The organism is Amycolatopsis sp. NPDC047767, from assembly GCF_040704195.1.
GTDB lineage: Bacteria > Actinomycetota > Actinomycetes > Mycobacteriales > Pseudonocardiaceae > Amycolatopsis.
In genome coordinates this window covers 193,308-220,107 of record NZ_JBEYSJ010000012.1, presented here as the reverse complement: position 1 = coordinate 220,107, position 26,800 = coordinate 193,308, and the positions used below count along the sequence as shown (strand labels likewise).

Sequence of the window (26,800 nt, the reverse complement as noted above, 5' to 3'; positions counted from 1 at the left end):
ATAGGGACGTCTCGTCCGAACCCCCTTTCACCGCAGCCGCGAGAGCCCCGGAGGGCGACCCGTGTCCGTGCCCGACGCTTTTCTCGACCCCGCTTCGATCGCCGTCGTCGGGGCGACCGACGACCGTGCCAAATGGGGCTACTGGCTCGCCACGGGCGCCCTGCGGGGTGCCCACCGGCGGGCCGTGTGGCTCGTCAACCGCCAGGCCCGGCCGCTGTTCGGCCGCGACAGCCACCGTTCGGTGGAGACCGTGCCGCAGGTGCCGGAGCTCGTGGTGCTGTGTGTGCCGGCGCCGCACGTGAAACCCGTTGTGGCACAAGCACTCGAGCGTGGCTCCCGGGCGTTCCTCGCGATCACCGCGGGCCTCGGTGCCGACGAACCGGAGCTGGCGCGGATGCTGCGCGACGCGGGCGCGCACCTGCTCGGCCCGAACAGCCTCGGGCTCTACGACGCGGACGCCGACCTGCAGCTCGCGTGGGGCAACTTCACACCGGGCCCGCTCGCGATCGTGTCGCAGAGCGGCCAGCTCGGCCTGGAGATCGCGACTCTCGCCGCACGGTCCGGGCTCGGCGTCTCGCGGTTCTACTCGGTCGGCAACCAGCTCAGCGTCACGGCGGCGGACCTGCTGGAAGCGCTGGTCGAGGACGAACGGACCACCACCGTCGCGCTGTACCTGGAGGGATTCACCGAAGGGCCGCGGGTGGTCGCCGCGCTTCGGGCACTGCGCCGCGCGGGCAAGCACGCGCTGGTCCTGAGCACCGGGGCGAGCGACGGCAGCCGCCGGCTCGCGCGTTCGCACACGGGCTCGCTGACCTCGGCCGTCGCCGTGGTCGAGGCCGCCTGCCGGACGGCGGGGGCGCTGCGGGTCGCGACGGCACAGGAGCTCGTCGGCACCGCGCGGTACCTGTCCTCGGCCACGCCGCCCCGCGGCCGCCGCGTGGCGATCGTCAGCGACAGCGGTGGCCAGGGCGGGCTCGCGGCCGACGTGGCCGCCTCGCTGGGACTGTCCGTGCCGGTGTTTTCCCCTGAGCTGCAACGCAAACTCGGCGACCTCCTGCCCGCCGCGGCGGCCGTCTCGAACCCCGTCGACCTGGCCGGTGCCGGCGAAGCGGACCTCACCGTCTACGCGGCGGTGAGCGAGGCCGTGGCCGCTTCGGGCGAGGCCGACGCGGTCGCGTTGTCGGGCTACTTCGGTTGCTACGGCGAGGACGCGCCGGTGCTGGTGGACGCGGAGAACGCCGTCGTCGACCGGCTCGGCCAGCTGGCCGGCGGCGAGGTGCCGGTGGTGGTGCACAGCATGAGCGAGCGGTCGGCCGCGGTCGCGCGGATGGCGCAGCGGCGGCTCCCGGCGTATCCGGCGATCGAGTCCGCGCTCGGCGCGCTGGCCAACGCCGCTTCGCTCGGCCCGGGCCGCGACCTCGCCGCCGACGGCCGGTCCGGGCTGAGCCGGGCCACGGGCTACTGGCACGCGCGGGAAACCCTGGTGTCGCTGGGCATTCCGGTGCCCCGGGCTGTGCGGGTCGACGACGCCGCCGCCGTCAGGCGGGCGTTCGCGGACCTGCGGGCCCCGGCCGTGCTGAAGGCCGGCTGGCTGGAGCACAAGAGCGAGCACGGCGGTGTCCGGGCGGGGCTGGCCGACGCGGGTGCGGCCGTGGCGGCGTTCACCGAGATGTCCGCGCGGCTCGGGCCGGGGGAGTACGTCCTGGAAGAGCAGGACACCCGAGCCGGTGTCGTCGAACTGCTCGTCGGCGCGCGCCGCGACCGCGACTTCGGGCCGACGATCACGGTCGGCTTCGGCGGCGTCGAAGCCGAGCTGTGGCGAGACGCGCGGGTCGAGCTGGCCCCGGTCGACCGGGCCACGGCGCTGGCCATGCTCGACGGGCTGCGCTGCCGCCCGCTGCTGGCGGGCTGGCGGGGCAGACCGGCGGTGGCCGTCGGCGCGCTCGCCGACGTGATCGTCCTGGTCTCCCGAGCCATCGCGGCCGATCCCGGCCTCACCGACCTGGAGCTCAACCCGATCCGGGTCGCCGCCGGCGGGGTGCTCGCCGTCGACGCGCTGATCCTGCACGAGCCCGACCACTTCCCCGAGGAGGAACCATGCCCCAGGCAGCCGAACCCTGGCCCCTGACCGACGAGCAGCGCGACATCGTCGAGCTCTGCCGGCAGTTCGCCGTCAACGAGATCCGCCCGCGCGGGCGCGAGGTGGACGAGCGCGACGTCGAGTCGCCCCTGGACATCTTCCGCTCCGCCGCGAAGGCGGGGATCACCGATTTCATGCTGCCGGAGGAGTTCGGCGGCGGCGGGTTCACCGATGTCGTGACCCAGTGCCTGGTGCAGGAACAGCTGTGCTGGGGCGACCCGGGCATCGGGAACTTCCTGTGCTCCAACGGGTTCTTCGCCGATCCGGTGCTGGAGCTGGGCACCGCCGAGCAGAAGGAGGAGTGGCTGCGGCCGCTCACCGGCCCGGAACCGCTCTACACCGCGCTCGCCACCACCGAACCGGGCTCGGGCTCCGACGCCGCGTCGATCACCACGACCGCGCGCCGCGTCGAGGGCGGGTACGAGATCACGGGCCAGAAAGCCTGGATCTCCAATGCAGGCCTGGCCGACCAGTACGTCGTCTTCGCCAAGACGGATCCGGCGCAACGGTCTTCGGGAGTCACGGCTTTCCTGCTGCGCAAGGGAACCGAGGGCATGACCTTCGGCGAGCCGATGAAGAAGATGGGCCAGCGCGCCATCGTGTGCCGGGAGATCTTCTTCGACCACGTCTTCGTCCCCGAAGCGCACCGCCTCGGCGACGAGGGCCGCGGCTTCCACGGGCTGATGAAGACGTTCGACATCTCCCGCATCGTGCTCGCCGCCGCCGCGACGGGCGCCGCGCGCGCCGCCTACGAATACGCGCGCGACTACGCCCGCGAACGCACCCAGTTCGGCAAACCGATTTTCGACCACCAGGCCGTGGCTTTCCGGCTGGCCGACATGGCCACGCGCATCGAGTCCGCGTGGCTGCTCACCCTCAACGCCGCCCGCCGCATCGACGCCGGCGAGCCCGCCACGAAAAACGCGGCCATGGCGAAACTCCAGGCCTCGGAGACCGCCATGTTCTGCACCTGGGCCGCCGTCCAGACCCTCGGCGGCTGGGGCTACTCCCGCGAGTTCCCCGTCGAACAGTGGATGCGCGACGCAAAGCTCGAAGAACTCGAAGAAGGCACCTCGGACATCATGCGGCTGGTGATCTCGCGCCAGCTGTGAACCCGGCTCGGACCGGGTCTCCCGACCCGGTCCGAGCCGGTGCTCAGTACGCCACCCGTGCGGTTTTCGCGCCGGTCATCCGTCGATCTCCATGGCGTCCGGGTCGGCGGCCCAGCCCGGTTCGCGGCCGGCGCGCTGCTGGCTGACCATCTGCTGCATGCGTTCCTGCTGCTGCCGGATCCGGTCCTTGATCGCCTGGTCGGACATGTCGACCTTGGGGGCGTCCTTGACGTAGTCGTCCGCTTCCTTGAGCTGCTCGTCGGTCGGCGGCTTGACGCGGTGGCCCATCTCCTTTTCGTGGAGGAACATCGGCATGTCCTCTTTGGACACGTTGGCGCCGTCCCGCACGACGTCGCGCGCCGTGTGCATCTCGATGACGTCGTCGTGCGAGACCGGCGGGGTGTGGGTGGTGCCGCCCGGGATGCCGACACCACCGGTGCCGTCGCTGTACTCGATCGACTTGCCCTCCATCTTGTCCACCATGTGGTGGTAGGAGTCGTCGGCGACCTTGCCCTGGGTCGTGCCGGCGGTCGGGCGGAAGGAGTCGCGGTTGGGCGCGGGATGCTCCGCGTGGGTCATCTGCGGCTCGTGCGGGGTCTCCATGTCGTTCTTGTAGTGCGGGTTCGGCTCCCAGTCCTGGATCCTCTTGGGCACGCCGGGAGTCTTGGTTTCGCTGACGTAAGCGGGGTTGTCGATCATGCCCCCGTCCTTGTGCTGGTGGGCGTAGGTGAGTTGGTTGAGCTGGACGCCATCGCTCGGCCGGCCCTCCCGCAAGGTGTTGCCGAGGGATTCGCGGTAGGTGTCGGCGTTGAACCCCGAGCCGTCCTTCTCACCGCGCACGCCGGTGCCGATGTTGTCGCGGTGCGCCTGCGCCGACTCCTGGTAGGCGGGCGCGTCGTCCTCCATGCGCCTGGCGTCCTTGATGTTGGCGGCCTCGTCCGGGGTCTTCGGCCCGCGATCGCCGGCCTTGACGCCGTCGCGGATCTGGGTCTCGTGCGCGTTCGCCCGCTGGAACTCGTCGCCGCCGATGGCCTTGTACCCGATCGGGTGTTCGGACTCGTGCGTCTTGCCGCTGACGAGCTTGTTGGGGTCCTTCCAGGTCGAGTCGTTCTTGATCTCGTTCTGGTACTTCTCCCAGGTGCGGGCCCGCTCGTGTTTCGTGGTGCCGTAGCTGCCGTCGGACTTGGCCGGGTTGCCGTCCGGCTTGGTCTTCACCTTCGGCGCCTTCTTGCTCGGCCCGGGGGGGTTGCCGGTCAGCTGCTGCTTCGCCTTGCTCACCTTGGACTTCGACGGGCCGGTGGCCGCTGCCTGCTGCTTCTTCTTCGCCGCACACGGGGTGACGGTCGGAGCGAGACCGAGCGGGTCGGCCAATGCGGTCGGGTTGAGGACGTAGGCCTGGGAGTCCGGGCCGGGGTCGAGGCCCAGCGGGTCGTGGGAGAGGTAGCGGCCGACCTCGGGGTCGTAGTAGCGGTTGAGGTTGTAGTGCAGCCCGGTCTCGGCGTCGTGGTACTGCCCGGGGAACCGCAACGGTGTGGTGGTGCGGCCCGGTCCGTCGAGGACCTTGCCCCAGAGCGTGGCCTGGCGGTGCCACGCGACCTCCCCGGATTCCTCCAGCAGCTCGCTCGGCGTGCCGACGAGGTCGGTGACGATGGTGTGGAACCGCTCGTCCGGCGTGCCGAGGACGCGTTCGGTCTGGGTGAGGGCGCGGCCGGTGCCCGGTTCCCACTCCCACACGGTGGCGACCTGAGGCTGGCCCGGTTCGGTGCGCACCTGCTCGGCGAGCGTGTCCCCGTCCCACGCGAACTGCACCTGCTCGGCCACCCGGCCGTCCGGCGTGAGGCGCTGCTTGGCGACGCGGCGGCCCAGCGCGTCGTAGCGGTAGCGCCAGTGCTCCCCTTGGGGCGTGAGCACCGAGGTCAGCCGGCTCTCGGCGTTCCACCGGAACTGCCACTGCGGGCTCGCCGGCCCGGCACCGCGCAGGGTGGTGCGGCCTTCGGGGTCGTGGGCGTAGCGGACCGCTCCCGCGGCGGTGAGCAGCGTGCCGCGGCACTCGCGCGGCCCGGCAGTCGGCGCACCCGGCGTCTGCGCCTGGGCGATGACACCGGTCTGGTGGTAGGCGTAGCTCTCCTGCCAGCCCTGACCGACGACGGCCCGGACGCGGCCCGCGCGGTCCACGGTCAGCGTGCGGGGGCCGGTGATCGCGTCGGTCACCGAAGCCAGGTAACCGTCGGCGAGGTAGCCGTACTCGCGGTGCTGGGTCGTGCGGGCGCCGGCGACGACCGTCTGGGCCACCAGCCGGTCGCCCGGGGCCCAGCCCTGGCGCAGTTCCGCGGCACCGAAGCGGCGGACCCGCTCGTGGCCGGCGAGGTCGTGCTCGAAGCTCAGCGAGCGGTTGCCGACGTGCAGCGCGGCCAGCGTGCCGGCCGGCCCGTACTCGAAGCGCGACGCCGCGCCCGAAGGCGTGTGGCGCACGCGGCGCCGGCCGAGCTCGTCGTACTCCGAGCGCACCACGCGACCGTCCACAGTCTCGGCGACCACACGGCCCAGCGCGTCGTAGGCGAAGGTGACCTCGGCGTCGGCGTTGCGCGCGGCCACCATGCGGCCTGCCTCGTCGTAGGCGAAGGTCGCGACGTCTTCGCCGGTGACGCGGCGGACCACCTGGCCCATCACGTCGCGCTCCAGCGTCGTGGTCTCCCCGGCGCCGTTGGTGCGGCCGATCAGCTGCCCGGCCGCGTCGTAGCGGTAGTGCAGGGTGCGGCCGTTGAAGTCGGTCTCGCCGGTGAGGTTCCCGGCGGGGTCGTAGCGGTAGTGCCAGACCAGGCCTTGCTCGTTGGTCACCGACACCAGGCGCAGCTCGGTGTCGTAGGCGTAGGCGAGCCGCTCGCCGTCCGGGCCGGTTTCGGCCACCGGCAGGTCGAACTGCGCGTACTCCGTGCGCGTGGTGTTGCCGCGCGCGTCGGTGCTCTCGTCGGTGTTCCCGAGGGCGGAGTCCTTCCACCGCCACGTCGCGCCGTCCGGCTCGATCCGTTCGGCGAGCTGGTCGCCCGCCGCCCACGCGAGCCGGGTGAGGCCGCCCAGCTCGTCGGTCATCGACGTGGTGCGGCCGAGCAGGTCGTAGGTGTAGCGGGTGACGGCGCCGTCCTCGTCCTCCACGCTCAGCGGCCGGCCCGCCGCGTCGGACTGGATCCGGGTGGTGCCACCGAGCGCGTCGGTGACCACGGCGACGTTGCCGCGCTCGTCGTAGGCGTAGGAGGTCCGGGCACCGAGCGGGTCGACGACACCGGTGACCTTGCCGCGCGCGTCGTACTCGTAATGCCACGTCGCGCCGTCCGGGCCGATCGCGGCGACCGGGCGGCCCTGCTCGTTGTACTCGGTCAGCGACCGTGTCCCGTCCGGCGCGGTGATCGCGACGACCCGGCCGGCCTCGTCCCGCTCGTAGCGGACCTGGCGGCCCAGCGGATCGGTCCGGGTGAGCAACCGGCCGTGCTCGTCGTAGGCGAGGCTGGTGGTGTGGCCCAGCGCGTCGGTCTCGGCGATCACCCGCAGCCGGTCGTCGAGGTGGAACCGGCGCACGGCGCCGAGCGAGTCGGTGACACTCGTGACGAGGTTCTCGCGGTCGTAGTCGATCGTGCAGTCGAGGTACCCGTCGGTGCCGCGCGCCTGCACGACCCGGCCCGCCGCGTCGAACCCGTAGCCGTACCAGCGGCCGTTGACGTCTTCCCAGCGCACGATCCGGCCGTCGGCGTCGTAGGTGAAGCGGGTCGGTGTGCCGGCGGCGTCGACGACCTCGGCGAGCCGGCCGCGCGCGTCGTAGGCGTAGCTCGCGACGACCGTGCCGTCGGCGGCCCGCAGCGCGGTGATCCGGCCGCCCGCGCTGTCGAACAGCACCCGGGCGCCGGAGGAGTGCACCAGCTCCGCCGGCACCCCGTTCACGCCGGGCACCACGTCGATGCGGTTGCCGTCGCCGTCGAAGATCGTCCGCAGCGGGAACACACCGTCGGCGGACTGCTCGAAGAACAACGTGTGCTGCTGTTCCGGGTCCTCGACCAGGTAGCCGTCCTCGACGCGCCGCAGCGGCCGTGCCGGGCCCGCGACCGGCAGCACGGGGGAGCTCACCGGCACGGGGTAGCTCTGCAGCCTGCCGTCGGCGAGCGCGACGTGCAGGCCGTCGTCCTCGACCTCGAGCCGCTGGTCCACAGTGGACGCCCACGACGGGCCGAAGAAGCGGCCCGCGCGGTAGGACGAGATGTGCGTGCGCGACACCTCCAGCGGCAATGCGCCGGGGATCTCCAGGTCCGTCTGCGTCAGCAGCATCCACCCGGTGGCCACGTCGATCGGGTCACCGCACACCGACCGGTCCGGCGGCGGGGTGCCGTTCTCGTCCGGGTTCGCGTTGCTGTCCTTGACGCTCTTGCCGCCGCTGCCGGAACCACCCGAGCTCGAGGTGACCGTCTTGTCGTCCCCCAGCCCCTTCGGGGTCTGCACCGGAGGCGGTTCGGGGTCGGTCTTGAGCGGGGGCGGGTCGCTCTTCAGCGGTGGCGGGGTGCCACCACCGCCGGTGGAGCCGCCGCCGGAACTCGACGCGTGGGTGGCGTCGTCCCCGCCCTTCGACGCCGGTGGTGGGGTGTAGTCCTTGGTGTCGCCGGAGTACCCGGAGGCGGAGGTGCTGTCGTCGCCGCTCGATTTGCCGGGCGGCGGTGTGTAGTCCTTCGGATTGCCCTCGTATCCGGAGCTTTTCGTGGAGTCGTCCGCACCCGATTTGCCCGGGGGTGGGGTGTAGTCCTTGGGGGTGCCTTCGTAGCCGCCGCCCTTGGGAGTGCCGCCCCCGTCGCCGCCGGGCGTTTTCACAGGCGGGGCCTTCGGCGTGCCGCTCAGGTCCTTGGTCTTGGGCGGCGGGGCGACCTTGCCGCCCTTGAGACCCTTGAACGCCTTCCCCGCGTCTTCGAACAGCGTGCCGGCTTTCTTCAGCAGCGGCACGAGTGCTTTGAGGGCTTTGACCAGTTTGGTGACCAGTCCGGTGATTTGCGAGGCCGTTTTCGCGACGGCGCTGACGACCTGCGGGACGACCCAGGCGAGGCCGATGCCGAGGGTGAACACGACCTGCAGGGCCCAGCTGATCATGTGGCCGATGAGCTCGGAGATGATGTCGCGCACCAGCGTGCGGACCGCGGCGACGACTTCACCGGCGGTCTTCACCCCGGACGAGGCACCTTCGCAGCCCTTCTGCGCCGCCTGCAGCGACGTCGCCAGGTCCTGTCCCCGCTGCCGGTAGGCGTCCGAGGCGGATCCGGACCAGGACTGCAGGTCGGCGTTGATCGCGTCGGTCAGGTCCGAAGAGACGCTGCCGAGTTCTTTGGCGACGTTGGCCCAGGTCTCCGATTGGGCTTTGATCTGATCCGCGTTGCCGGTGAGCCCGTTGAGCGCGTCCTTGAGCGGGCCGACGTGTTCCATCAGCCAGGAGACGCCCGCCGCGAGAATCGCGCCGAACGGATCCATCGCCACGGACAACGCGTCCAGCGCCGTGCCGACCGCGCCCATGGCGACCGACGCCCAGTCGCCCGACTCGATGGCGGTGGAAAGGTCGTTGGCCTATTCCAGGAGCGAAATTCCCGAATAGGCCTTCGTCGAGTCCTGGGTCTGCGCGATCAACGGATTACTCACATTGGCACGCTAGCAGCGCCGAGCCGTCAGCCTGGCCCCGAACTGTGCGGTTGCCTGATAGTCCCGGGTCCCTGAGCCGACCGTGCACAATTGTCCGGAGACGCCACGATCGGGTGACCCGTTCCGGGGATCAGCCGACTTCGGCGGGAACGACCTCACTCGGCTCGTCGGCCGCCGCCTGGCGGGCGTAGCGGCGGGCCATCGCGGCGCACACGATCAGCTGGATCTGGTGGAACAGCATCAGCGGCAGCACGATCAGGCCGACCTGGCCGTGGCCGAAGAGCACGGTGGCCATCGGCAGGCCACTGGCCAGGCTCTTCTTGGAGCCGCAGAACACGATCGTGATGCGGTCGGCGCGGTCGAAACCGAGCAGGCGCGCGCCGACGCTCGTGGTCGTCAGCACGGCGGCGAGCAGCACCACGCACACGCCCAGCAGCACGAACAGCGGGCCGAGGTTGAGCTGGTGCCAGATGCCCTCGGTCATGCCCGCGCTGAAGGCGGTGTAGACGACGAGCAGGATCGAGCCGCGGTCCACGAGCTTCAGCGGCGCCGAGTGGCGGCTGACCCAGCCGCCGATCCAGCGGCGCGCGAGCTGGCCGGCCACGAACGGCACGAGCAGCTGCAGCACGATGTCCAGCACCGCCTGCCCGCTCACGCCGGGGCCGTCGGTCGAGAGCAGCAGCGCGACGAGCAGCGGCGTCAGCACGATGCCGAGCAGGTTCGACACCGACGCGCTGCAGATGGCGGCCGCGACGTTGCCCTTCGCGATCGAGGTGAACGCGATCGACGACTGCACCGTGGACGGCAGCAGGCACAGGAACAGCACGCCGGTGTAGAGCGGCGAGGTGAGCAGCCCGGGGGAGAGGAACGAGGCGGCGAGGCCCAGCAAGGGGAACAGCACGAATGTGGCGGACAGCACAGTGACGTGCAGGCGCCAGTGTTTCAGGCCGTCGATGGCTTCCTGGCTCGAAAGCCTTGCGCCGTAGAGGAAGAACAACAGTCCCACCGCGATGTTCGCCGCGATCCCGAAGCCGGTGGCGGTGCCGCCCGACGCGGGCAGGAGCGACGCGACGCCCACCGTCAGCAGGATGGCGGCGATGAACGGGTCGATCCGCAGCTTGGCCAGCAGTGCGGAAACGGGGCGGGTCAGCGGGGCGAACACGGTCGTCATGGAACTCCTTTCCCACCCGATTCTCCGGTGCGGCACGGTCATTCGGAACCCCGATCACCGTACTCACTGTCATTGTGGGCGCCGATAAGATGTGACGCATGCTGGATTCGCGCCTGTGCCGCTCCTTCCTCGCGGTGGCCGAAACCCGCAGCTTCACCGCAGCGGCCCGGAGGCTGGGTGTGGGCCAGCCCACAGTCAGCCAGCACATCCGGCGCCTCGAAAAGGAAGCCGGCGGGCTGCTGTTCCAACGCGACACCCACGCCGTCGACCTCACCGCGCGCGGGCAGGCGATGCTGGGCTTCGCCCAGACCATTGTGGACACCGAGGAGCGCGCCTCCCGTCACTTCCGCGGCACCCAGGTGCGCGGGCGCGTCCGCTTCGGAGTGTCCGAGGACTTCGTGCTCGACGAGGTGCCTGAGATCCTGCGCCGGCTGCGCCGCAGCCACCCGCTCGTGGACGTGGAGCTCCACGTCGAACTGTCCGATGTGCTCGCCCGCCGCCTCGCCGAGGGCCGCCTCGACCTCGTGCTTGGCAAACGCCGCCCCGGCGCCCCCGGTCCCGGCCGCGTCCTCCGGCGCGAACCCCTGGTGTGGATCGGCTCGACGGCCACGGTGCTCGAACCGGGCCAGCCCGTGCCGCTCGTGCAGTACCCCATGCCCTCGGTGACCCGCCAGCTCGCCGTCGAGGCCCTCGAACGCGCGGGCCTCGAATGGCGCGCCGCCTGCCTCACCTCCAGCCTCACCGGCCTGCGCGCCGCGGCGGCCGCCGGCCTCGGCATCACCGTCCACGCCCGCAGCCTCGTCCCGGACGGCCTGCTCGAACTCCCGGCCCACCTCGGCCTCCCGGACCCGGGCCCCGTGGAGTTCATGCTCCTGCTCCGCGACGCGACGGAAGGCCCGGCGGCGGCACTGGCGGATTTCGTGGTGGCGAAGCTCGGGGAGGAGTGATCGATTCGGCCGAACGGGCCTGATGATCGATCCCGCCGCGCTCTAGATTTCGGGAACTGTCTTTCACGCCCGCCGGGCGGCTGAGCGGTGTCGGGGGCCGACCACCCGTCGGGGCACCGGATCGTCAAGGGGAGAACTTCTATGTCAACGGGCTCCAGAGCCCGGTCGGCTCGCGCTGCCTGCGTGCTGACCGCACTGCTCGCCTTCCTCGGCCTCGCGGCCACGAACCCCGCCTCCGCCGCCACCGGCTCGGACCTGCGCGCGAGCGTCGAATTCCCGGCGGGACCTCTCGTGCTGGGGGACCGGTTCAAGGTGACCGTGGAGGTCACCAATGTGGGTGATGCACCCGCCGTCGGAGTCTCGGGGGATTGGTCGACGGTCAGCGGCACCACGTTCGGGCTCTTCGCCGACCAGTGGGGCGACCTCGATCCGACGCGGCCGGTCAAGGCGACGCTCGCACCCGGCGAGACCCGCAGGGTGACGCTCGACGCGTATTTCAACTCCTGGACCGGCACACCGGTGGCTCGGATCGGCGTCCGCAACAACAACGACGCCAACCAAGACGACAACTATGTGACCACGGTCGTGAACCTCGTTTCGCCCGACGTGACCGACACGGTCGGCGGTCGCGTCACCACCGACTCGACCGGTGCCGGACTGGCCGGAGTGACCGTGTCACTGCGCGGGCCCGATTCGACCTTCACCGCGACGACCGGTCCCGATGGGTCGTTCGCGATCGCCGACGTGCCCGCCGGCGCGTACTCCGCGGATTTCGGCACCGTGCCGGGCGGCTGGCTGGTGCCGAGCCGCATCGTTCGTGTGGACGGCACCGGGGTGAACTCCGCGCTCGCGATCAGCGCCGTGCGTCCCCTGGCCGAGTCGCTGCAGGCGAAGTTCACCCTGGACAAGACGAGTTACCACGTGGGTGACCGGGCGAAGGCGACGGCGACGCTGCACAACACCGGATCCCGGGCGCTGACCGGGTTGCTGATCGGGTGCGATCCCGCTGGGACCTTCTACGACATCCCGATCGACGGTTCGCAGTGGGCGGACTTCGGCCACGTGCCCGGAGCCACCCTCGCGCCCGGCGAGACCCGGACGGTCACGGCGACCGGCACCGTGCCGGCCGCGGCGCAGGACTTCGGGCTGACCGATCTTCCGTGCTTCGTCACCGCTCTGAACGGCGATTCGGTTGCCGCCACCCCGGTCGAGGCCGACGTGCCGGGCGTCAGCACCGACTGGTCGGCGATCGCGTACTTCGACCGCAACCACAACGGGTATCGCGACACCGGCGAAGAGGTCGGGCACGTCCAGCTCGCGCTGACGCGCCCGGGGACCACGCAACTGCGGCTCGCGACCACCGACGCGACGGGATCCGTGAAGTTCACCGCCATCCCCACCGGGAAGTACCGCGCTTCGGTGCTCGGCGTGTGGAAGATCGCGCCCGGCTTCGAACAGGCGTGGGTGACCGCACCGCCGCATTCGCTTGGCACCTGGCAGTTCCAGGTCGTCCCCAAGTAGTTCACCGCTCCGGCAGGCAGGTCACCCCTGCCTGCCGTTGAGCAGGTTCCGCAGCCGCAGCAAGGCGCGGTGCTGGGAGACGCGCACGGCGCCCGGTGAGGAGCCCACCGCTTCGGCCGTCTCCTCCGCGGTCAGGCCGACCACCACGCGCAGCAGGACGATCTCGCGCTGGCGGTCCGGCAGCACGTCCAGCAGGCGCGCCAGGCGGGTGGTGAGTTCGGTGCGCAGGGCGTGTTGCTCGGGGCCGTCGGCGGTGTCCGTGCGGTCGGGCGGGTCGGGGACCGGGTCGGTGCGGTTGCGGGCGGCCGCGCGGTGGGCGTCGGCGACCTTGTGCTGCGCGATGCCGTACACGAAGGCCAGGAAGGGACGGCCCTGGTCGCGGTAGGTGGGGAGGGCGGCGAGCAGCGCGGCGCACACGTCCTGGGCCACGTCGTCGGCGGAGGCGTAGGCGCGGTCGGGGCCGCCGAGGCGGCCGCGGCAGTAGCGGACGACCAGGGGGCGGACGGTTTCCAGCAGCTGCGCCGCGGCGAGCCGGTCGCCCGCCATGGCGGCGGCGACCGGGCCGTCGAGGTGGTGCCAGTGGTCGGGGAACCGCGGGCCGGTGCGGGACTTCACGTGCCGGAGCGTCGCTTCGACGTCGAGGCCCCGCCGCAGGGCTCCGGTCAGCGTCGCGTCGGCTTCCAGGAGCAGGGTCACGAGGGCGTCCTCCCCATCCGGCAAGGCCGGCAAATCGGGCCACGACGACACGCGGCGGTTGAGCCGTTCGCGCGCGTGGCGCAGGTTCGAGCGCACCGTGCTGGCCGGCATCCCGAGGGCCGTCCCGATGGCGGCCGGGGCGAACCCGTCGAGCGACCACGTCAGCACGGTGCGCTGCGTGTCCGGCAGCGTCGCGAGCAGCTCGACCCCCAGGGCGTTCCGCTCGACGAGCGCCGTCAGACCGTCGTCCGCCGGGACGTGCTCCCCGGCGAACCCCTGGACGGCCGCGCGCACCCGCGCGCGCGGATCGCCCGTCGGCCACACCTGCGCCTCGTGCGACAGCGCGTCCACGGCGGCCTCTCGCGCCACTGCCGGGTCCAGGCCCAGCTTGCAGCCGAAGGCCACCAGAGGCGGGAACTCGGCGCGGAAGAACCCGTCGAACTCGTCCACTCCCACCCCCGTCCGGTCCGCGCTGCCGTAGGAACAGGTGCGGTGAGGATGGCGCCAGGTGTAACGATTCGATGTCGGCACCACGTGTGACGACGCGATCGCGCGGGTACCTCTCCCCGAGCGCCAAAAAGATCAGTGTGAGCTGGGCCCGTAACGCTGAGGAACAACCGCCGTCGGTGGTAAGTTGGAACTTCGGTCGTCCGCTGGCCCCTGAATGTGGGGCGCCGGCGGGTCGGCCGGAAGCCCACCGAGCGTCACCCGAGCTGTACAGCTCCTTGCGAGTTGTGCTGCGCCGTGCGCCCGGAGAAGTCGGTTGACCGAGAAAAGACAATGTTCGACAGGAGGTGAAACGCAACAATGGAACTCACGAGCACCGGCTGGCTGTCCCGCGCAGCCTGCCAGGACGAGGATCCGGAACTGTTCTTCCCGATTTCGGACGTCGGCCCCGGAGCCCGTCAGGTCGGCGAGGCCAAGGCGGTCTGCGCGCGCTGCCCGGTTCGCGAAGCGTGCCTTTCCTACGCCCTGGACAACGGGCTGGACAACGGCATCTTCGGGGGAACCACCGAGCTGGAGCGCCGCAAGCTGGTCCGCACCCGCTCCGCCGCCGAACGGCATCAAGCCGCCTGACCGCGTGCCGGTGACCATTCCCGGAGGCGAAGGCGAGACTTTCCCGGAAATCCCCACGGGGACCGGCTTGCGCCCGGGTGGGCGACCTGATCGAGGTCACCCACCCGGGCGCTTTTTTGCCCGGTGGTCATTCCGGGAGCGTCTCCGGTAATCCGTACGGCTCGAACGACGCCGTTTCGAACGCCGCCATCGCCGTGACCAATCCGTGCTCCACCGTGAGCACGCTGATGCCGAACCGGCGGAATCCGCTCTCCCCGGGCCGGCGCACCCACGTGGCGACGGCGGGCTGCCGATTCGCACGCACCGCGACCATCCGGAACCAGCCCGTGAAATACGGCGACCGCTCGTCCATGCTCGTGCGCAGCGCGGCGATGATCCGCTCCCGGCTGTCGAACCAGAGCGAGTAGGGCGGCATCACGGCGCGCGCGTCCTCGCGCAGCAGCTCCGCCACCGCGTTCGGGTCGCCCGCTTCGTACGCGGCGATGAGCCGGCGCAGCAGCTCGGCTTCCTCCGCCGTGGTCGTCCCGGCGGAAGCCCACTCGGCACGGCGCGCGGGCAAGTGCGTACGCAGCGTTTCGCGGGCGCGTTGCAGCGCGCTGTTCGCCGAGGCCACCGACGTCTCCAGCACCGCCGCTGTGTCCTTGGCCGACCAGTCCAGGACGTCACGCAGGACCAGCGCCGCCCGCTGCCGGGGCGGCAGGTGCTGGATGGCGGCGAGGAACGCGAGCTCGATCGTCTCGCGCTCGACCACCTCGGCGCCGGTGTCGTCCGGCGCCGCGACGTCCAGCAGGTTGTCGGAGATCGGGCCGAGCCACGGCACGTCGAGCGCGGCCGGGGTGCCGGCCGGGTCGGCGGCCGCGCCCAGCTCGTCCGGCAGGACGCGACGGGGCCGGCGGGCCAGGGCGTCGAGGCACACGTTGGTGGCGATGCGGTACAGCCACGTCCGCACGCTCGCCCGGCCCTCGAACCCGCTCCGGCCCTTCCACGCCCGCAGGAACGCCTCCTGCGTGAGGTCCTCGGCGTCGGCGAACGAGCCGCTCATCCGGTAGCAGTGCACCCGGATCTCGCGCCGGTGCCGTTCGAGGAGCGTGCCGAAGTCGTCGTCCACGCGGAGAACCGTAGCTCAGGCGGCCTCTTCCGCGAGCCGCTCGAGACCGCTCTGGGTCTTCAGCGGCAGGTGCTTGAGGAACGCCACCGCCACCACCACGAGCAGCGCGATCGGCGCGGCGATGAGGAACAGGTCGCTCGTCGCGGTGCCGTAGGCCTCGCGGATCACGTTCGCGATCGGCGCGGGCAGGGCGGCCAGGTTCGGCACCTTCTCGCTGCCGCCGCTGCTCATCTCCGGCATCGGGCCGAGGCCCTCGGTGATCAGCGCCGTGACCCGGTTGGCCAGCACCGCGCCCAGCGCGCTCACGCCGATCGAGCCGCCCAGGCTGCGGAAGAACGACAGCGTGGAGGTCGCCGCGCCGAGGTCGGTGGCAGGCACGTCGTTCTGCGTCACCAGCACCAGGTTCTGCATGAGCATGCCGACGCCGACGCCCAGCACGAGCATGAACAGGCTCAGCTCCAGCACGCTGGTGTGCGCGTCGATGAGCCCGAGCAGCCCCAGGCCCGCGGTCAGCAGCACGGCACCCAGGATCAGGTGGCCCTTCCACCGCCCGGTGCGGCTGATCAGCTGGCCCGACACGGTCGAGGACACCAGCAGCCCGAAGATCATCGGCAGGCTCATCAGGCCGGCGACCGTCGGCGACTTGCCGAGCGAGAGCTGGAAGTACTGCGAGAGGAACACCGTGCCGCCGAACATCGCGACACCCACGAAGAAGCTGGCGATCGTGGTCAGCGAGACCGTGCGGTTGCGGAACAGGCGCAGCGGGATGATCGGCTCGCGGACCTTCGTCTCCACGAACACCGCGAGCGCCAGCACCACGACACCCACCGGCACGAGCACGCCGGTCTGCCAGGAGCCCCACGCGAACGTCGAGCCGGCCAGCGACGACCACACGAGCAAAGTGGACACCCCGAGCATGATCAGGAACGCCCCGAGCCAGTCCACGTGCGCCTCGCGCCGGATCGTCGGCAGCTTCAGCGTGCGCTGCAGCAGCAGGATCGCGGCGAGCGCGAACGGCACGCCGAGGAAGAAGCACCAGCGCCAGCCGAGCCACGAGGTGTCCACGAGCACGCCGCCGATCAGCGGCCCGGCCACGGTGCCCACGGCGAACACGGCGCCGAAGATGCCGGAGAACTTGCCCAGCTCCCGCGGCGACACGATCGCCGCCATGATCACCTGCGCCAGCGCCGTCAGGCCACCACCGCCGATACCCTGCGCCACGCGGCTCACGATGAGCAGCTCGATGTTCGGCGCGAAACCCGCCACCAGCGAGCCCACCACGAACAACCCGAGCGACAGCTGGATCAGCAGCTTCTTGTTGTAGAGGTCGGACAGCTTGCCCCACAACGGAACCGTCGCCGTCATCGCGAGCAGCTCCGTGGTCACCACCCACGTGTAGGACGACTGCGAACCACCCAGCTCGGACACGATCCGCGGCAGCGCGTTGGCCACCACGGTGGAGGCGAGGATGGCGACGAAGATGCCCATCATCAGCCCCGACATCGCCTGCAGCACCTGCTGCCGGCTCATCGCCCCCGAGGCGGCGGGCGCCTCGGTTTCGGACACGGTCATGGAGAGATCCCCTCGGAGTACTCGGGTGGGGTGGTCGGCTCGGCCCGGTTCGGGTCGAGCGCGGGTTCGGTGGAGAACGGTGGCGTGCGGTTCAGCGCGCCCGGCCCGGTCTGCGGTCGGGCCGGCTTGGGCCAGGGGTGAAGCGCGGCATCGGGTGTGGCGTGCGGTGGCATGCCATGCCTGGCGGTTCAGAGCGGTCAATGCAGGTCGACGCGGTCTGGGGTCAGGCCGGCTTGATCAGGCGGTGTCGGGTGTCGTGGTCGGATGCGGCGGAGTGGTGCGCGTTGGTTGGTGCTGGATGTACTGCGGCTTGCCAGGTGATGCGGCGGAGTGGCGGGCGGGTCGAGTGGCGGGTGTTGCGATCGCGGTCGTGGCGGTTCGGGGCAGTGCGGTTTCGAGTCAGTGCGGATCGGCGAGTCCGGTGGCCAGCGTGGCCACCGCTTCGTCGACGAGGTCGAGCAGTGGGCGCGAGCCGCCGAGGTCGCGCCAGAGCATGAGGGAGGCGTTGATCGCGGAGCCGAAGGCGGAGAACAGCAGTGACGGGAAGAGGTCCGTCGCCGGGTCGGTGCCGCTGCGGCGGGCGATCGCGGCGACGGTGGGTTCGACGACGTCGGTGCCGAGGGACAGGGCGCGCAGTGTGAGGCCCGGGTTTTCCTTGATGATCCGGATCCGCGTGAGCCACTCGTCGCGGTTCTCGTCGATCTCGGCGAGGTCGTCGCGCGCGGCGGCGACCACGGCCTCGAGCGTGCTCAGCTCCGGTGGCATCGCGGTGAGCCGGTCGATGAGGCGCCGGCTGCGCTCGGCCCGGTCGGCGTGGGCGATGACCACGGCGTCCTCTTTGGACGCGAAGTAGTTGAAGAAGGTGCGCGCGGAAACCCCGGCCTCCGCGGCGATGTCCTCCACCGTCACGTGGTCCAGACCGCGTTCGCCGACGAGCCGTACGGCGACCGTCGAGAGCGTGCGGTGGGTTTCGAGCTTCTTCCGCTCGCGCAGGCCAGGAGAGGACACGCTGAAGAGCGTAACGCGAAACTTTCACAATCTGCAAAGTTGCAGTTTGTGAAACAGGCCACCTCGGGCGGCCCCGGCGCCGGGCTGGCAGACTGCCGCGCGTGAGCGGAACGGTGCTGGTGCTGGGCGGACGCAGCGAGATCGGGACGGCGGTCGCGCAGCGGCTCGCCGCGGGCGGGGCGAAGCGGTTCGTGCTGGCCGCCCGCCCGAGGGCCGACCTGGGTGAGCAGGTCGCGACGCTGCGCGCGGCCGGCGCCGAGGTGGTCGAGACCGCCGGGTTCGACGCCGACGACCTGGCCGGGCACCGGCCGTTCCTCGACCGCGTCGTCGCCGAGCACGGTCCGCTCGACGTCGTCGTGCTGGCCTTCGGCATCCTCGGCGACCAGGCCCGCGCGGAGACCGACGCCGAGCACGCAGCGGCCATCGTGCACACCGACTACGTCGCCCAGGTGGCCGTGCTCACCCACACGGCGGAACTGCTGCGCGCGCAGGGCTCGGGCAGCCTCGTCGTGTTCTCCTCCGTCGCCGGCGTCCGCGTGCGGCGCGCCAACTACGTCTACGGCTCGGCCAAGGCCGGCCTCGACGGCTTCGCCTGCGGGCTGGCCGACGCGCTGCACGGCACCGGCGTGCACCTGCTGCTCGTGCGGCCCGGCTTCGTGATCGGCCGGATGACCGAGGGCATGTCGCCGGCGCCGTTCTCCAGCACGCCCGACCAGGTGGCCGACGCGACCGTCGCGGCGCTTCGGCGACAGCGCGCAGTCGTCTGGGTGCCGGGAGTGCTCCGTCCGGTCTTCGCGGTGATGCGCCTGCTGCCGCGCGCGGTGTGGCGGCGCATGCCGCGCTGAGCGCTCCCCGTGCCCGAACTGCCACGCGGTGTCGCGAAACTCTCCGTGGCACAGCTCACTTTCGGCCCAGCGGCGGTCGGCCGAACGGGCATCATCACATTTTTGCGACAGGATTCTCAGGCTATTCCCAGCTAACGCGGTGATCCTCGAAGACAGGCCCGCTCGGGCTCTTTCGGGGAAGCAAGGGGATTCTGTCGTGCTGCTCACGTCCCGGGGCCGCCGGATCGGCGGCCGTGTCGTGCTGGGGGTGGTGTCGACGCTGGTGCTGGGTGCCACCGGGTACGCGTGGTCGCAGCTGCACCGGCTCGACACCGGGATCGTCACGGCCGACGTCATCCCGCCCGCCGCGCAGGTTCCCGAGACACCGACCGGACAACCGCTGCAGGTGGCGCAGAACATCCTCCTGGTCGGGCTCGACTCGCGCACCGACGCCAACGGGAACCCGTTGCCACAGAACGTGCTCGACTCGTTGCACGCCGGCAGCAGCGACGACGGCGGCAGCACCACCGACACCATGATCGTGGTGCACGTGCCGGCGGGCGGCGCGGCCGCCACGGCGATCTCCATCCCGCGTGACTCCTATGTGGACGTCCCGGGTTACGGCAAGCACAAGATCAACTCGGCTTACAGCCGGGCGCGGGCGTCCGCGCGCTCGCACCTGTCGGGCCAGGGGCTCAGCGGGCCGCAGCTCGAGGTCGCCGCCGACGCCGAAGGCGCGAAGTCCGCGATCGCCACCGTCGAGAAGCTCACCGGGCTCACGATCAACCACTACGCGGCGGTGAACCTCGCCGGGTTCGCGGCGCTGAGCCAGGCCGTCGGCGGCGTGCAGGTGTGCCTGAACAACCCGGTGCACGACACCTACTCCGGCGCGAACTTCCCGGCCGGCCCGCAGACGCTGTCCGGCGCGCAGGCGCTCGCGTTCGTGCGGCAGCGCCACGGCCTGCCCAACGGCGACCTCGACCGCATCGCGCGCCAGCAGGCGTTCCTCGCCGGCATGGCGAAGAACGTGCTCGGCTCCGGCACGCTGACCAGCCCGGACAAGCTGTCGGCGCTCGTCGACGCGCTGCAGGGTTCGGTCGTGCTCGACAAGGGCTGGGACGTGCTGAGCTTCGCCCAGCAGCTGCACGGCATCAGCTCCGGCACCATCGGGTTCGTCACGATCCCGGTGCAGAGCCTTTCCCTGGCCACGCCGGCCGACGGCGACGCGGTGAAGGTGGACCCGCAGCAGGTCAAGACGTTCGTGCAGGACCAGCTGGGCTCGTCGTCGGTGTCGGCCTCCGGCGGCACCGGCAAGACGGACCCGACCACCACCGCGGGGAGCCACGGCGGCGTTCGGCCGATCGCCGCCACGTTGCCGGTGAACCCGCCTTCGGACACCTCCACCGCCGGCACGCCACAACAGCCGGTGACGTCGAACGCCACCGGCTGCGTGAACTGACTCAGACTCAGACGAACGCGCTCTGCCCCGTGATCGCCTTGCCCACGATGAGCGTGTTCATCTCGCGGGTGCCCTCGAAGGAGTAGATGGCCTCCGCGTCGGCGAAGAACCGCGCGATGTCGTGGTCGAGCACGATGCCGTTGCCGCCGAAGATCTCCCGGCCCCAGGCCACGACCTCACGCATCCGCGAGGTGACGAAGGCCTTCGCGAGCGAGGAGTGCTCGTCCTTGAAGATCCCGGCGTCCTGCAGGCGGGCCAGCTGCACGAGCATGCCCCACGACGCGGTGATGTTGCCGAGGCTCTTCACCAGCAGGTCCTGCACCAGCTGGAACCGTGCGATCGGACGGCCGAACTGCTTGCGCTCCTTGGCGTAGTCCAGCGCCAGCTCGTAGGCGCCGATCATCACGCCCAGCGCCTGCCACGCGACCCCGCCGCGGGTGGCGCGCAGGATCTCCGCGACGTCGCGGAAGGAGTCGATGCCCTGCAGGCGGTTGGCTTCCGGTACCCGCACGTCGGTGAGGGTGATCTCGGCGTTCTCGACGATGCGGAACGCGATCTTGTTCTCGATCTTCACCGGCGAGAAGCCCGGCGTGCCCTTCTCGACGACGAAGCCCTTCACGTTGTTGTCGTCGACGTCGCGCGCCCAGACCACCACGTAGTCGGCGAAGGTCGCGTTGCCGATCCAGCGCTTGGCCCCGTTGAGGATCCAGGAGTCGCCGTCCTTCTTGGCGGTGGTGCGCATGCCACCGGCCACATCGGACCCGCCGAGCGGCTCGGTCATCGCGAACGCGCCGATCTTGTCCATCGCGGCCATCTCGGGGAGCCAGCGGTCGCGCTGTTCCTGGCTGCCGCCGGAGTAGATCGAGTACATCGCGAGTCCGTTGTGGACACCGAAGAACGTGGCGACCGAGGCGTCGGTGCGGCTCATCTCCATCGCCATCATGCCGGTGAGCAGGTGGCTGGTGGCGGCGCGGTGTTCGCCGTAGCCCTCATACGGCAGGCCCGCGAGGCCGCTCTCCCGGAACTTCGCGATGAGCTCCTTCGGGAAGGTGCCGGCGGCCCAGTTCTCGTTCACCAGCGGCTTGACCTCGTCGCGCATGAAGCCGCGGGCCTTGACGAGCAGCTTGCGCTCTTCGTCGCTCAGCAGGGTTTCGTAGTCGTAGAAGTCGGCGACGAGCTGGTCTTCGAGAGTGGTGGTCATGTCAGTTCTCCTCCTTGCGAGCAGCGTCCAATGCGGACAGGACTACGATCTGCTTGCGGTCGCGCGCCTCGGCGAGTTGCGAGTACGTGGAGGAGCCGTAAGCCTTTTCGACGGCTTCGACGAGCCGTTCGGTTTCTTCCGGGGTCTGCGAGGGCTGCCCGAGGCCGGCCCACATCTTCTTCATCGACGGGCCGATGTGTTCGGCCATGTGCCGGTAGCCGCCGGGGCCGCCGCCCAGGTGCGAGCCGAGGAACGGGCCGACCGTGGCCCAGCGGATGCCGAGCGAGTTGGTCATCACCTTGTCGAGGTCCTCGGGCGCGACCACACCCTGCTCGACGAGGTAGATCGCCTCGCGGCTCAGCGCGTTCTGCAGGCGGTTGCCGACGAAGCCGGGGATCTCCTTGCGTTCCACCACCGGCACGCGGCCGAGGAAGGTGTAGAAGTCGACGGCCGCCTGGGTGGCGTCCTCGCCGGTGCGCTCGCCCGGCACGACCTCCACGAGCGGGATGAGGTGCGGCGGGTTGAACGGGTGTCCGATGAGGACGCGGCTCGCGTCGGCCAGCTCGCCGGTGAAGGCGGTCGACGGGATCGCCGACGACGAGCTCAGCAGCAGCGCGTGCTTCGGCGCGGCTTCCACCAGTGTGGCGAACAGGTCCTTTTTGAACTCGACGCTCTCCGGGCCGTTCTCCTGCACCACGTCGGCGTCCCGCACGGCGTCGGCGACACTGTCGGCGATCTGCACGCGGTCGGCGATTCCTTCGACGTCGAGGCCCTGCGCGGCGAGGTGCGGGGTGAACTCGGCCAGGGCGTTCGCGACGGCCTCGGCGAGGTCGGGGCGCGGGTCGCTGACCTTGACGGTGAGGCCGTGGCCGGCGAACAGCGCGGTCCAGGACAGGCCGATCGTGCCGGCTCCGATCACGGCTGCGGTGCGGAATTCGGTGCTCATCGCTGTGCTCCCTTCAGGTAGTCGTGGACCGGCGTGACGGGGGCGAGGGTCAGGTCGGTGAGGATGTGGCTCGCGGAGACGATCTCGCGCACCGGAAGGTCGGCCAGCGGGGCGAGCACGTGCTCGAACAGCTGCAGCCGCGCGGGGCCGGTCCAGGCCTCCTTCACGACGACGTCGGTGATCTCGGTGCGGACGAGCTCCATCACGCGGGGCGCGCCGTCGTAGCCGGGGATGATCTTCAGCATGAACGTCGGCACGGTGATCTGGGTTTCGGCGGCCTCGACGTCCAGCGAGAAGTGCTTGTAGCCCATGGTCGCGGTGGCCACGCGCAGCGTGCCGTAATCGAGAGTGCCGACGAGCGCGCCGTTGTCGACATAGAGGTTCGGCGCCCCGATGGTCTTCGGGTAGGCGCTGACCTCGCGGCCCGACGCGGTGGCCGGGAAGTTGTCGAGGTACATCGCGTGCAGGTACTCGCCGCGCTCACCGTCGAAGGTGACCGGGATGGCCTGGCCCGACTCGGTGTAGGGGCCGTAGCCGCTCACGTCGCCCATCTTCATGACCTCGAAGCGCACGAGCGGCTCTTCGATCCGCAGGGGTTCCGGCACGACGGCGCGCAGGGCCTCGGGGTCGGTGCGGTAGACGATGTTGAGGTACTCGCGGTCGGTGAACCGCGGCACCATCGGCGCGAACGCGGGGTTCACGAGCGGCGTGATCACGTGCCGCAGGACGTCTTCTTGCTTCATGGTCGTCACCGTCCGGTCCACTGGGGCGCGCGGCGCTCGGCGAAGGCGGTCATGCCCTCGCGGACGTCGGCGGAGGTCATCAGGGTCTTGAGCTCTTCCCGCTGCGCGGCGAACGCCCGGGGCTCGGGAACCCCGTCGGCGGCGCGCACGATCTTCTTCACGGCGGCCAGCGCCAGCGGCGCGTTCCGCGTGACCAGCTCGGCCAGCTGCAGGGCGACGGCAGGCGCTTCGCCGGCCGCGACCACGCGGTTGGCCAAGCCGAGCTCGCCGGCTCGGCGGCCGGTGATCGGCTCGCCCGTCAGCAGCAGCTCCATCGCGAGGTGGTGGGGGAGGCGCTTGGGCAGGCGGATCAGGCCGCCGCCGGCGGCGACGAGGCCGCGTTTCACCTCGGGCAGCCCGAACTTCGCGTCTTCGCCGGCGACGATCAGGTCGCAGCCCAGCGCGAGCTCGAACCCGCCGCCCATGGCCCAGCCCTCGACCGCGGCGATCAGCGGCTTGGTCAGCTCGGCCTCGGTCAGCCCGCCGAACCCGCGGCCCGGGATCTCCGGGCTTTCGCCGGCCAGCGCGGCCTTGAGGTCCATGCCGGCGCTGAAGGTGCCCTCGGCGCCGGTGAGGACACCCGCCCGCAGCGTCGGGTCGCCCTCCAGCGTGTCCAGCGCTTCCGCCAGCCCGGCCGCGACAGCCGCGTTCACGGCGTTGCGGGCCTGCGGGCGGTCGATCGTGATCAGCAGCGTGGTACCGATCCGTTCGGTGCGCACTTCGGTGGTCATGACGTCACTTCTTTTCTGCGACTGGTGCTCTGTGACCGGGGTTCAGCGGCTCGCGAGTTCCGCGAGGACCTCGGCGGTGTCCTGGCCGGCGACCGGGGCCGGGCGGCGGATCGAGCCGGGCGTGGCGGAGAAGCGCACGGGGATGCCGACCGTGCGGATGGTGCCCTCGGTCGGGTGCTCGACGGTGTCGAGCAGGTGGCCTTCGCGGACGTAGTCGTCTTCGTGGGCGTGGTCCAGTTCGAGGACCGGCGCGAACGGGATGCTGTGCTTGGCGCAGACCTCGGCCCATTCGGCGGTGGTGAGCGCGGGGGCGCACTCGTCGATGAGCTCCGCGAGGGCGTCGACGTCGGCGTTGTCGATCGCCTCGCCGTTCACGCGCGGGTCCTCGACGAGGTCGGCGCGCCCGGCCGCGGCGAAGAAGTCGCGGAAGTTCTGCGGGTTGTAGGGGATCACGCAGGCGAGGCCGTCCTTCGTCGGCGCGGCGCGGTGGCCCTGCGACATCGAGAGCGGGAAGCCCGTGGGGCCCTGCGCCGGCTCGAACACGTGCCCGGCGAGGTGCTCCACGAGGTTGAACGCGATGAGCGTGTCGGTCATCGGGATCTCGATCCGCTGGCCGGCACCGGTGCGGTCGCGGTGGTGCAGCGCGGCGAGCACGGTGTAGACGATCGTCAGCGAGGAAACCTTGTCGCCCAGGATGGTCGGCAGGTAGACCGGTTTGCCGATCGCGCGGTTCGCGATGTCGACCAGGCCCGAGGCGGCCTGCACGGTCTCGTCGTACGCGGCGTTGCCGGCGCGGTCGGAGTCGCTGCGGAAGCCCTGCGCGTGGGCGTAGATCAGGCCCGGGTTGCGCTTCGCGACCTCGGCGTAGTCCATGCCGAGCCGCGCCAGGGCGCCGGGGCGCATGTTGGTGATCAGCACGTCGGCGGTGTCGATCAGCGCCAGCGCCTGCTCGCGCTCGCCGGCGTCCTTGAGGTTCAGGGCGACGCTGCGCTTGTTGCGGTTCACGTTGAGGTTGAGCGGGGTCATCCCCGGCGTGGTGCGGTACTGGCCCACTCGGACGGTGTCGGCGGGGGACTCGATCTTGATCACGTCGGCGCCCAGGTCACCGAGGATCTGCGCCGCGTACGGGCCCATCACCACGGTCGAGAGGTCGATCACGCGCACCCCGTCCAGCGGTCCGGTGGCGGTGTTCTGCTCGTCCATCTTCGATCCTTTCGCACCTGCTGTTCTTGCTCTGCCACCGAAGTTAGTGGCGCAGGTGAAGAAAGGGAATGATCATGTCGCGAAGAATGGTATGACCGCAGCGATCATACCATTCTTGCGCTGTTTCAGCTGGTCAGCGGTTCGGCGAAGATCTCGCGCGCGGCGGCGACGAGCTCGGCCAGGTCGCCGCTGTCGCCCCGGTCACGTCGCCAGAGCAGGTTGGTCTCCAGCTCGGGCCGGAAATCGGTGAAAGGGAGCACGGCGACGTTCTCGAGCCGGTAGAGGTGCATGGGGCTGGCCTCGTCGAGCATGGAAATGGAAAACGCCAGCCCGGAGGAAATGATTTCCGAGACGCCCGAATATCCGGTGTTCCCCGGCTTGAGCCGTTTTTTGATACCGAGCGACATCAATTGGTGGTCGAGCTGCTCGAAATAAGCCGGCGTCGATTCCTCGGGGGAGGAGATGTAGGCGAACCCGGACAGCTCGGCCAGGCTCACCGACTCGCGGCCGGTGAACTGGTCGGCGGGCACCACGGCGCCGAGCCGTTCCGACATCGCCGGCAGCGCTTCGAGCGCCGGATCGGTCACGGGCACGCGCGCCAGCGTCAGCGCGAGCCGCCCGTCGAGCACGGCGTCGACGAGGTCGGGGCTGGCGCCGGGCCACCGCTTGAGCTCGAACCGCTCGCGCACCCGCTCGGCCAGCGCCGTCACGCGGTCGCGCAGGTCCGGGTGCACGCCCGCGGGCATGCCGAGGAACACGGTGCTGCGCTGGGGTTTCGCCGCCTCGCGCAGCCGCCACGGGATGGAGTTCACCTGCTCCAGCACGTCGCGCGCGATCGGCAGCAACGCGGTGCCCGCGGCGGTGAGGGTGACGTGGTGCGTGCTGCGGTCGAACAGCTTCTGGCCGAGCTCGTGCTCGAGGTCCTTGATCCGCTGGCTCAACGGCGACGCGGCCATGTGGAGCCGCCGCGCGGCCGCCGAGAAGTTCAACTCTTCGGCGACGGCCACGAAGTAGCGCAGGTGCAGCATTTCCACAGCGTGAGCTTAACCCGTGCGAGCTTGGCCGGCGCCGGCCTGACCGGGGCCGGTGCTGCCCCGGCGGATCACGCGCAGCAGCCGTTCGACGCGGGGTTTTTCCGCGCCGGACAAGGCGATTCCCGTCGTGAGCACCAGCAGGTCGAGGGGTTCGACCTCCTCGGCGAGACCGGCGCGGGTGGCGAGGGCGGTGGCTGTGTCGGTCATCACCCGGTGCCAGCGGGCGAAAAGCTCCTCGCGGTCGCCGCCGGGATCGTCCGTTATGGACAGTGCGAGGTCGCGTTTGTCCCGGACGTGGTCGAGGAAGAGCCCGAGCCACGTGAACAGTGCCGCTTCGGGGTCCTCGTGTGCCAGCAGGGCCTCGCCCTGCGCGCGCAGGGTCTCGACCTCTTCGGCGTAGGCCGTCGCGAGCAGGTCGCGCCGCCGGGGGAAGTGGCGGTAGAGCGTGGCGTTGCCGATGCCGGCCCGCTTGGCCACGCGGTCGAGCGGCGCGTCGCTGCCCTCGGCGGCGAACACCTCGCGGGCGGCGCGCACGAGCTGCGCCCGGTTATCACGTGCGTCGGCCCGGGGTGTCACGGCCGGCCTCCTCGGGGATTGCCAAGTGGGG

Annotated in this window: 20 protein-coding genes and 1 pseudogene; 7 read left to right on the top strand and 14 right to left on the bottom strand. The window is 70.9% G+C overall.

Annotation, left to right across the window (positions count from 1 at the left end):
- Positions 1-61: 61 nt before the first annotated feature.
- On the top strand, positions 62-2,128 hold the full coding sequence (locus AB0878_RS22960; protein WP_366582278.1) for an acetate--CoA ligase family protein: 2,067 nt from the start codon (positions 62-64) through the stop codon (positions 2,126-2,128).
- Positions 2,098-3,252, top strand: coding sequence for an acyl-CoA dehydrogenase family protein (locus tag AB0878_RS22955; RefSeq protein ID WP_366582277.1), 1,155 nt, complete (start codon positions 2,098-2,100; stop codon positions 3,250-3,252). Before AB0878_RS22960 ends, AB0878_RS22955 begins: the two co-directional genes overlap by 31 nt.
- Positions 3,253-3,327: 75 nt before the next feature.
- Here AB0878_RS22955 and AB0878_RS22950 read toward each other — a convergent pair whose 3' ends face one another.
- Together AB0878_RS22950 and AB0878_RS22945 are read right to left on the bottom strand one after the other, a co-directional pair.
- Positions 3,328-8,790, bottom strand: a complete 5,463-nt coding sequence (locus AB0878_RS22950; RefSeq protein WP_366582276.1) for a DUF6531 domain-containing protein — start codon at positions 8,788-8,790, stop codon at positions 3,328-3,330.
- A 253-nt stretch (positions 8,791-9,043) separates the two neighbouring features.
- Complete coding sequence (locus AB0878_RS22945; protein ID WP_366582275.1) at positions 9,044-10,084, bottom strand: bile acid:sodium symporter family protein; 1,041 nt, start codon at positions 10,082-10,084, stop codon at positions 9,044-9,046.
- 98 nt (positions 10,085-10,182) lie between these two features.
- Here AB0878_RS22945 and AB0878_RS22940 point away from each other — a divergent pair, with 98 nt between their 5' ends.
- Positions 10,183-11,031 (top strand): LysR substrate-binding domain-containing protein, encoded by an 849-nt coding sequence (locus tag AB0878_RS22940; RefSeq protein ID WP_366582274.1) that lies wholly within the window; start codon positions 10,183-10,185, stop codon positions 11,029-11,031.
- Positions 11,032-11,214: 183 nt separating this feature from the next.
- Positions 11,215-12,552: a carboxypeptidase-like regulatory domain-containing protein gene (locus AB0878_RS22935; protein WP_366582273.1), complete on the top strand. Its 1,338-nt coding sequence runs from the start codon at positions 11,215-11,217 to the stop codon at positions 12,550-12,552.
- 21 nt (positions 12,553-12,573) lie between these two features.
- On the opposite strand, the gene AB0878_RS22930 is transcribed toward AB0878_RS22935, so the two are convergent.
- Both AB0878_RS22930 and AB0878_RS22925 read right to left on the bottom strand, forming a co-directional pair.
- Positions 12,574-13,167: a sigma-70 family RNA polymerase sigma factor gene (locus tag AB0878_RS22930; RefSeq protein ID WP_366582333.1), complete on the bottom strand. Its 594-nt coding sequence runs from the start codon at positions 13,165-13,167 to the stop codon at positions 12,574-12,576.
- Positions 13,168-13,320: 153 nt separating this feature from the next.
- Positions 13,321-13,542 (bottom strand): annotated as a pseudogene (locus tag AB0878_RS22925) (sigma factor-like helix-turn-helix DNA-binding protein); the annotation flags it as partial.
- A gap of 513 nt (positions 13,543-14,055) precedes the next feature.
- Here AB0878_RS22925 and AB0878_RS22920 point away from each other — a divergent pair.
- Positions 14,056-14,325, top strand: a complete 270-nt coding sequence (locus tag AB0878_RS22920) for a WhiB family transcriptional regulator (protein ID WP_285974314.1) — start codon at positions 14,056-14,058, stop codon at positions 14,323-14,325.
- A 127-nt stretch (positions 14,326-14,452) separates the two neighbouring features.
- Here AB0878_RS22920 and AB0878_RS22915 read toward each other — a convergent pair whose 3' ends face one another.
- The 3 genes from AB0878_RS22915 to AB0878_RS22905 form a co-directional block, all read right to left on the bottom strand.
- Positions 14,453-15,433 carry an RNA polymerase subunit sigma-70 gene (locus AB0878_RS22915; RefSeq protein ID WP_366582272.1) on the bottom strand — a complete coding sequence of 327 codons (981 nt, stop codon included), beginning with the start codon at positions 15,431-15,433 and terminating at the stop codon, positions 14,453-14,455.
- Positions 15,434-15,448: 15 nt separating this feature from the next.
- Positions 15,449-17,005: an MDR family MFS transporter gene (locus AB0878_RS22910; RefSeq protein WP_366582271.1), complete on the bottom strand. Its 1,557-nt coding sequence runs from the start codon at positions 17,003-17,005 to the stop codon at positions 15,449-15,451.
- 399 nt (positions 17,006-17,404) lie between these two features.
- On the bottom strand, positions 17,405-18,013 hold the full coding sequence (locus AB0878_RS22905; RefSeq protein WP_366582270.1) for a TetR/AcrR family transcriptional regulator: 609 nt from the start codon (positions 18,011-18,013) through the stop codon (positions 17,405-17,407).
- Positions 18,014-18,114: 101 nt separating this feature from the next.
- Here AB0878_RS22905 and AB0878_RS22900 point away from each other — a divergent pair, with 101 nt between their 5' ends.
- Both AB0878_RS22900 and AB0878_RS22895 read left to right on the top strand, forming a co-directional pair.
- On the top strand, positions 18,115-18,858 hold the full coding sequence (locus tag AB0878_RS22900; RefSeq protein WP_366582269.1) for an SDR family NAD(P)-dependent oxidoreductase: 744 nt from the start codon (positions 18,115-18,117) through the stop codon (positions 18,856-18,858).
- Between the two features lie 196 nt (positions 18,859-19,054).
- Positions 19,055-20,296 carry an LCP family protein gene (locus AB0878_RS22895; protein ID WP_366582268.1) on the top strand — a complete coding sequence of 414 codons (1,242 nt, stop codon included), beginning with the start codon at positions 19,055-19,057 and terminating at the stop codon, positions 20,294-20,296.
- Positions 20,297-20,303: 7 nt separating this feature from the next.
- On the opposite strand, the gene AB0878_RS22890 is transcribed toward AB0878_RS22895, so the two are convergent.
- The 7 genes from AB0878_RS22890 to AB0878_RS22860 all read right to left on the bottom strand — a co-directional run bounded on the left by AB0878_RS22890 (position 20,304) and on the right by AB0878_RS22860 (position 26,769).
- Positions 20,304-21,497 (bottom strand): acyl-CoA dehydrogenase family protein, encoded by a 1,194-nt coding sequence (locus AB0878_RS22890; RefSeq protein ID WP_366582267.1) that lies wholly within the window; start codon positions 21,495-21,497, stop codon positions 20,304-20,306.
- Between the two features lies 1 nt (position 21,498).
- Positions 21,499-22,443, bottom strand: a complete 945-nt coding sequence (locus tag AB0878_RS22885) for a 3-hydroxyacyl-CoA dehydrogenase NAD-binding domain-containing protein (protein ID WP_366582266.1) — start codon at positions 22,441-22,443, stop codon at positions 21,499-21,501.
- Positions 22,440-23,186, bottom strand: a complete 747-nt coding sequence (locus tag AB0878_RS22880) for an acetoacetate decarboxylase (RefSeq protein WP_366582265.1) — start codon at positions 23,184-23,186, stop codon at positions 22,440-22,442. Before AB0878_RS22880 ends, AB0878_RS22885 begins: the two co-directional genes overlap by 4 nt.
- Before the next feature lie 5 nt (positions 23,187-23,191).
- The gene (locus tag AB0878_RS22875; protein WP_366582264.1) at positions 23,192-23,956 is read right to left on the bottom strand and encodes a crotonase/enoyl-CoA hydratase family protein; all 765 of its coding nucleotides are present in this window, start codon (positions 23,954-23,956) and stop codon (positions 23,192-23,194) included.
- A 42-nt stretch (positions 23,957-23,998) separates the two neighbouring features.
- Positions 23,999-25,159 (bottom strand): CoA transferase, encoded by a 1,161-nt coding sequence (locus AB0878_RS22870; RefSeq protein ID WP_366582263.1) that lies wholly within the window; start codon positions 25,157-25,159, stop codon positions 23,999-24,001.
- A gap of 125 nt (positions 25,160-25,284) precedes the next feature.
- Complete coding sequence (locus tag AB0878_RS22865) at positions 25,285-26,193, bottom strand: LysR family transcriptional regulator (RefSeq protein WP_366582262.1); 909 nt, start codon at positions 26,191-26,193, stop codon at positions 25,285-25,287.
- 9 nt (positions 26,194-26,202) lie between these two features.
- Positions 26,203-26,769, bottom strand: coding sequence for a TetR/AcrR family transcriptional regulator (locus AB0878_RS22860; protein WP_366582261.1), 567 nt, complete (start codon positions 26,767-26,769; stop codon positions 26,203-26,205).
- Positions 26,770-26,800 lie beyond the last annotated feature (31 nt).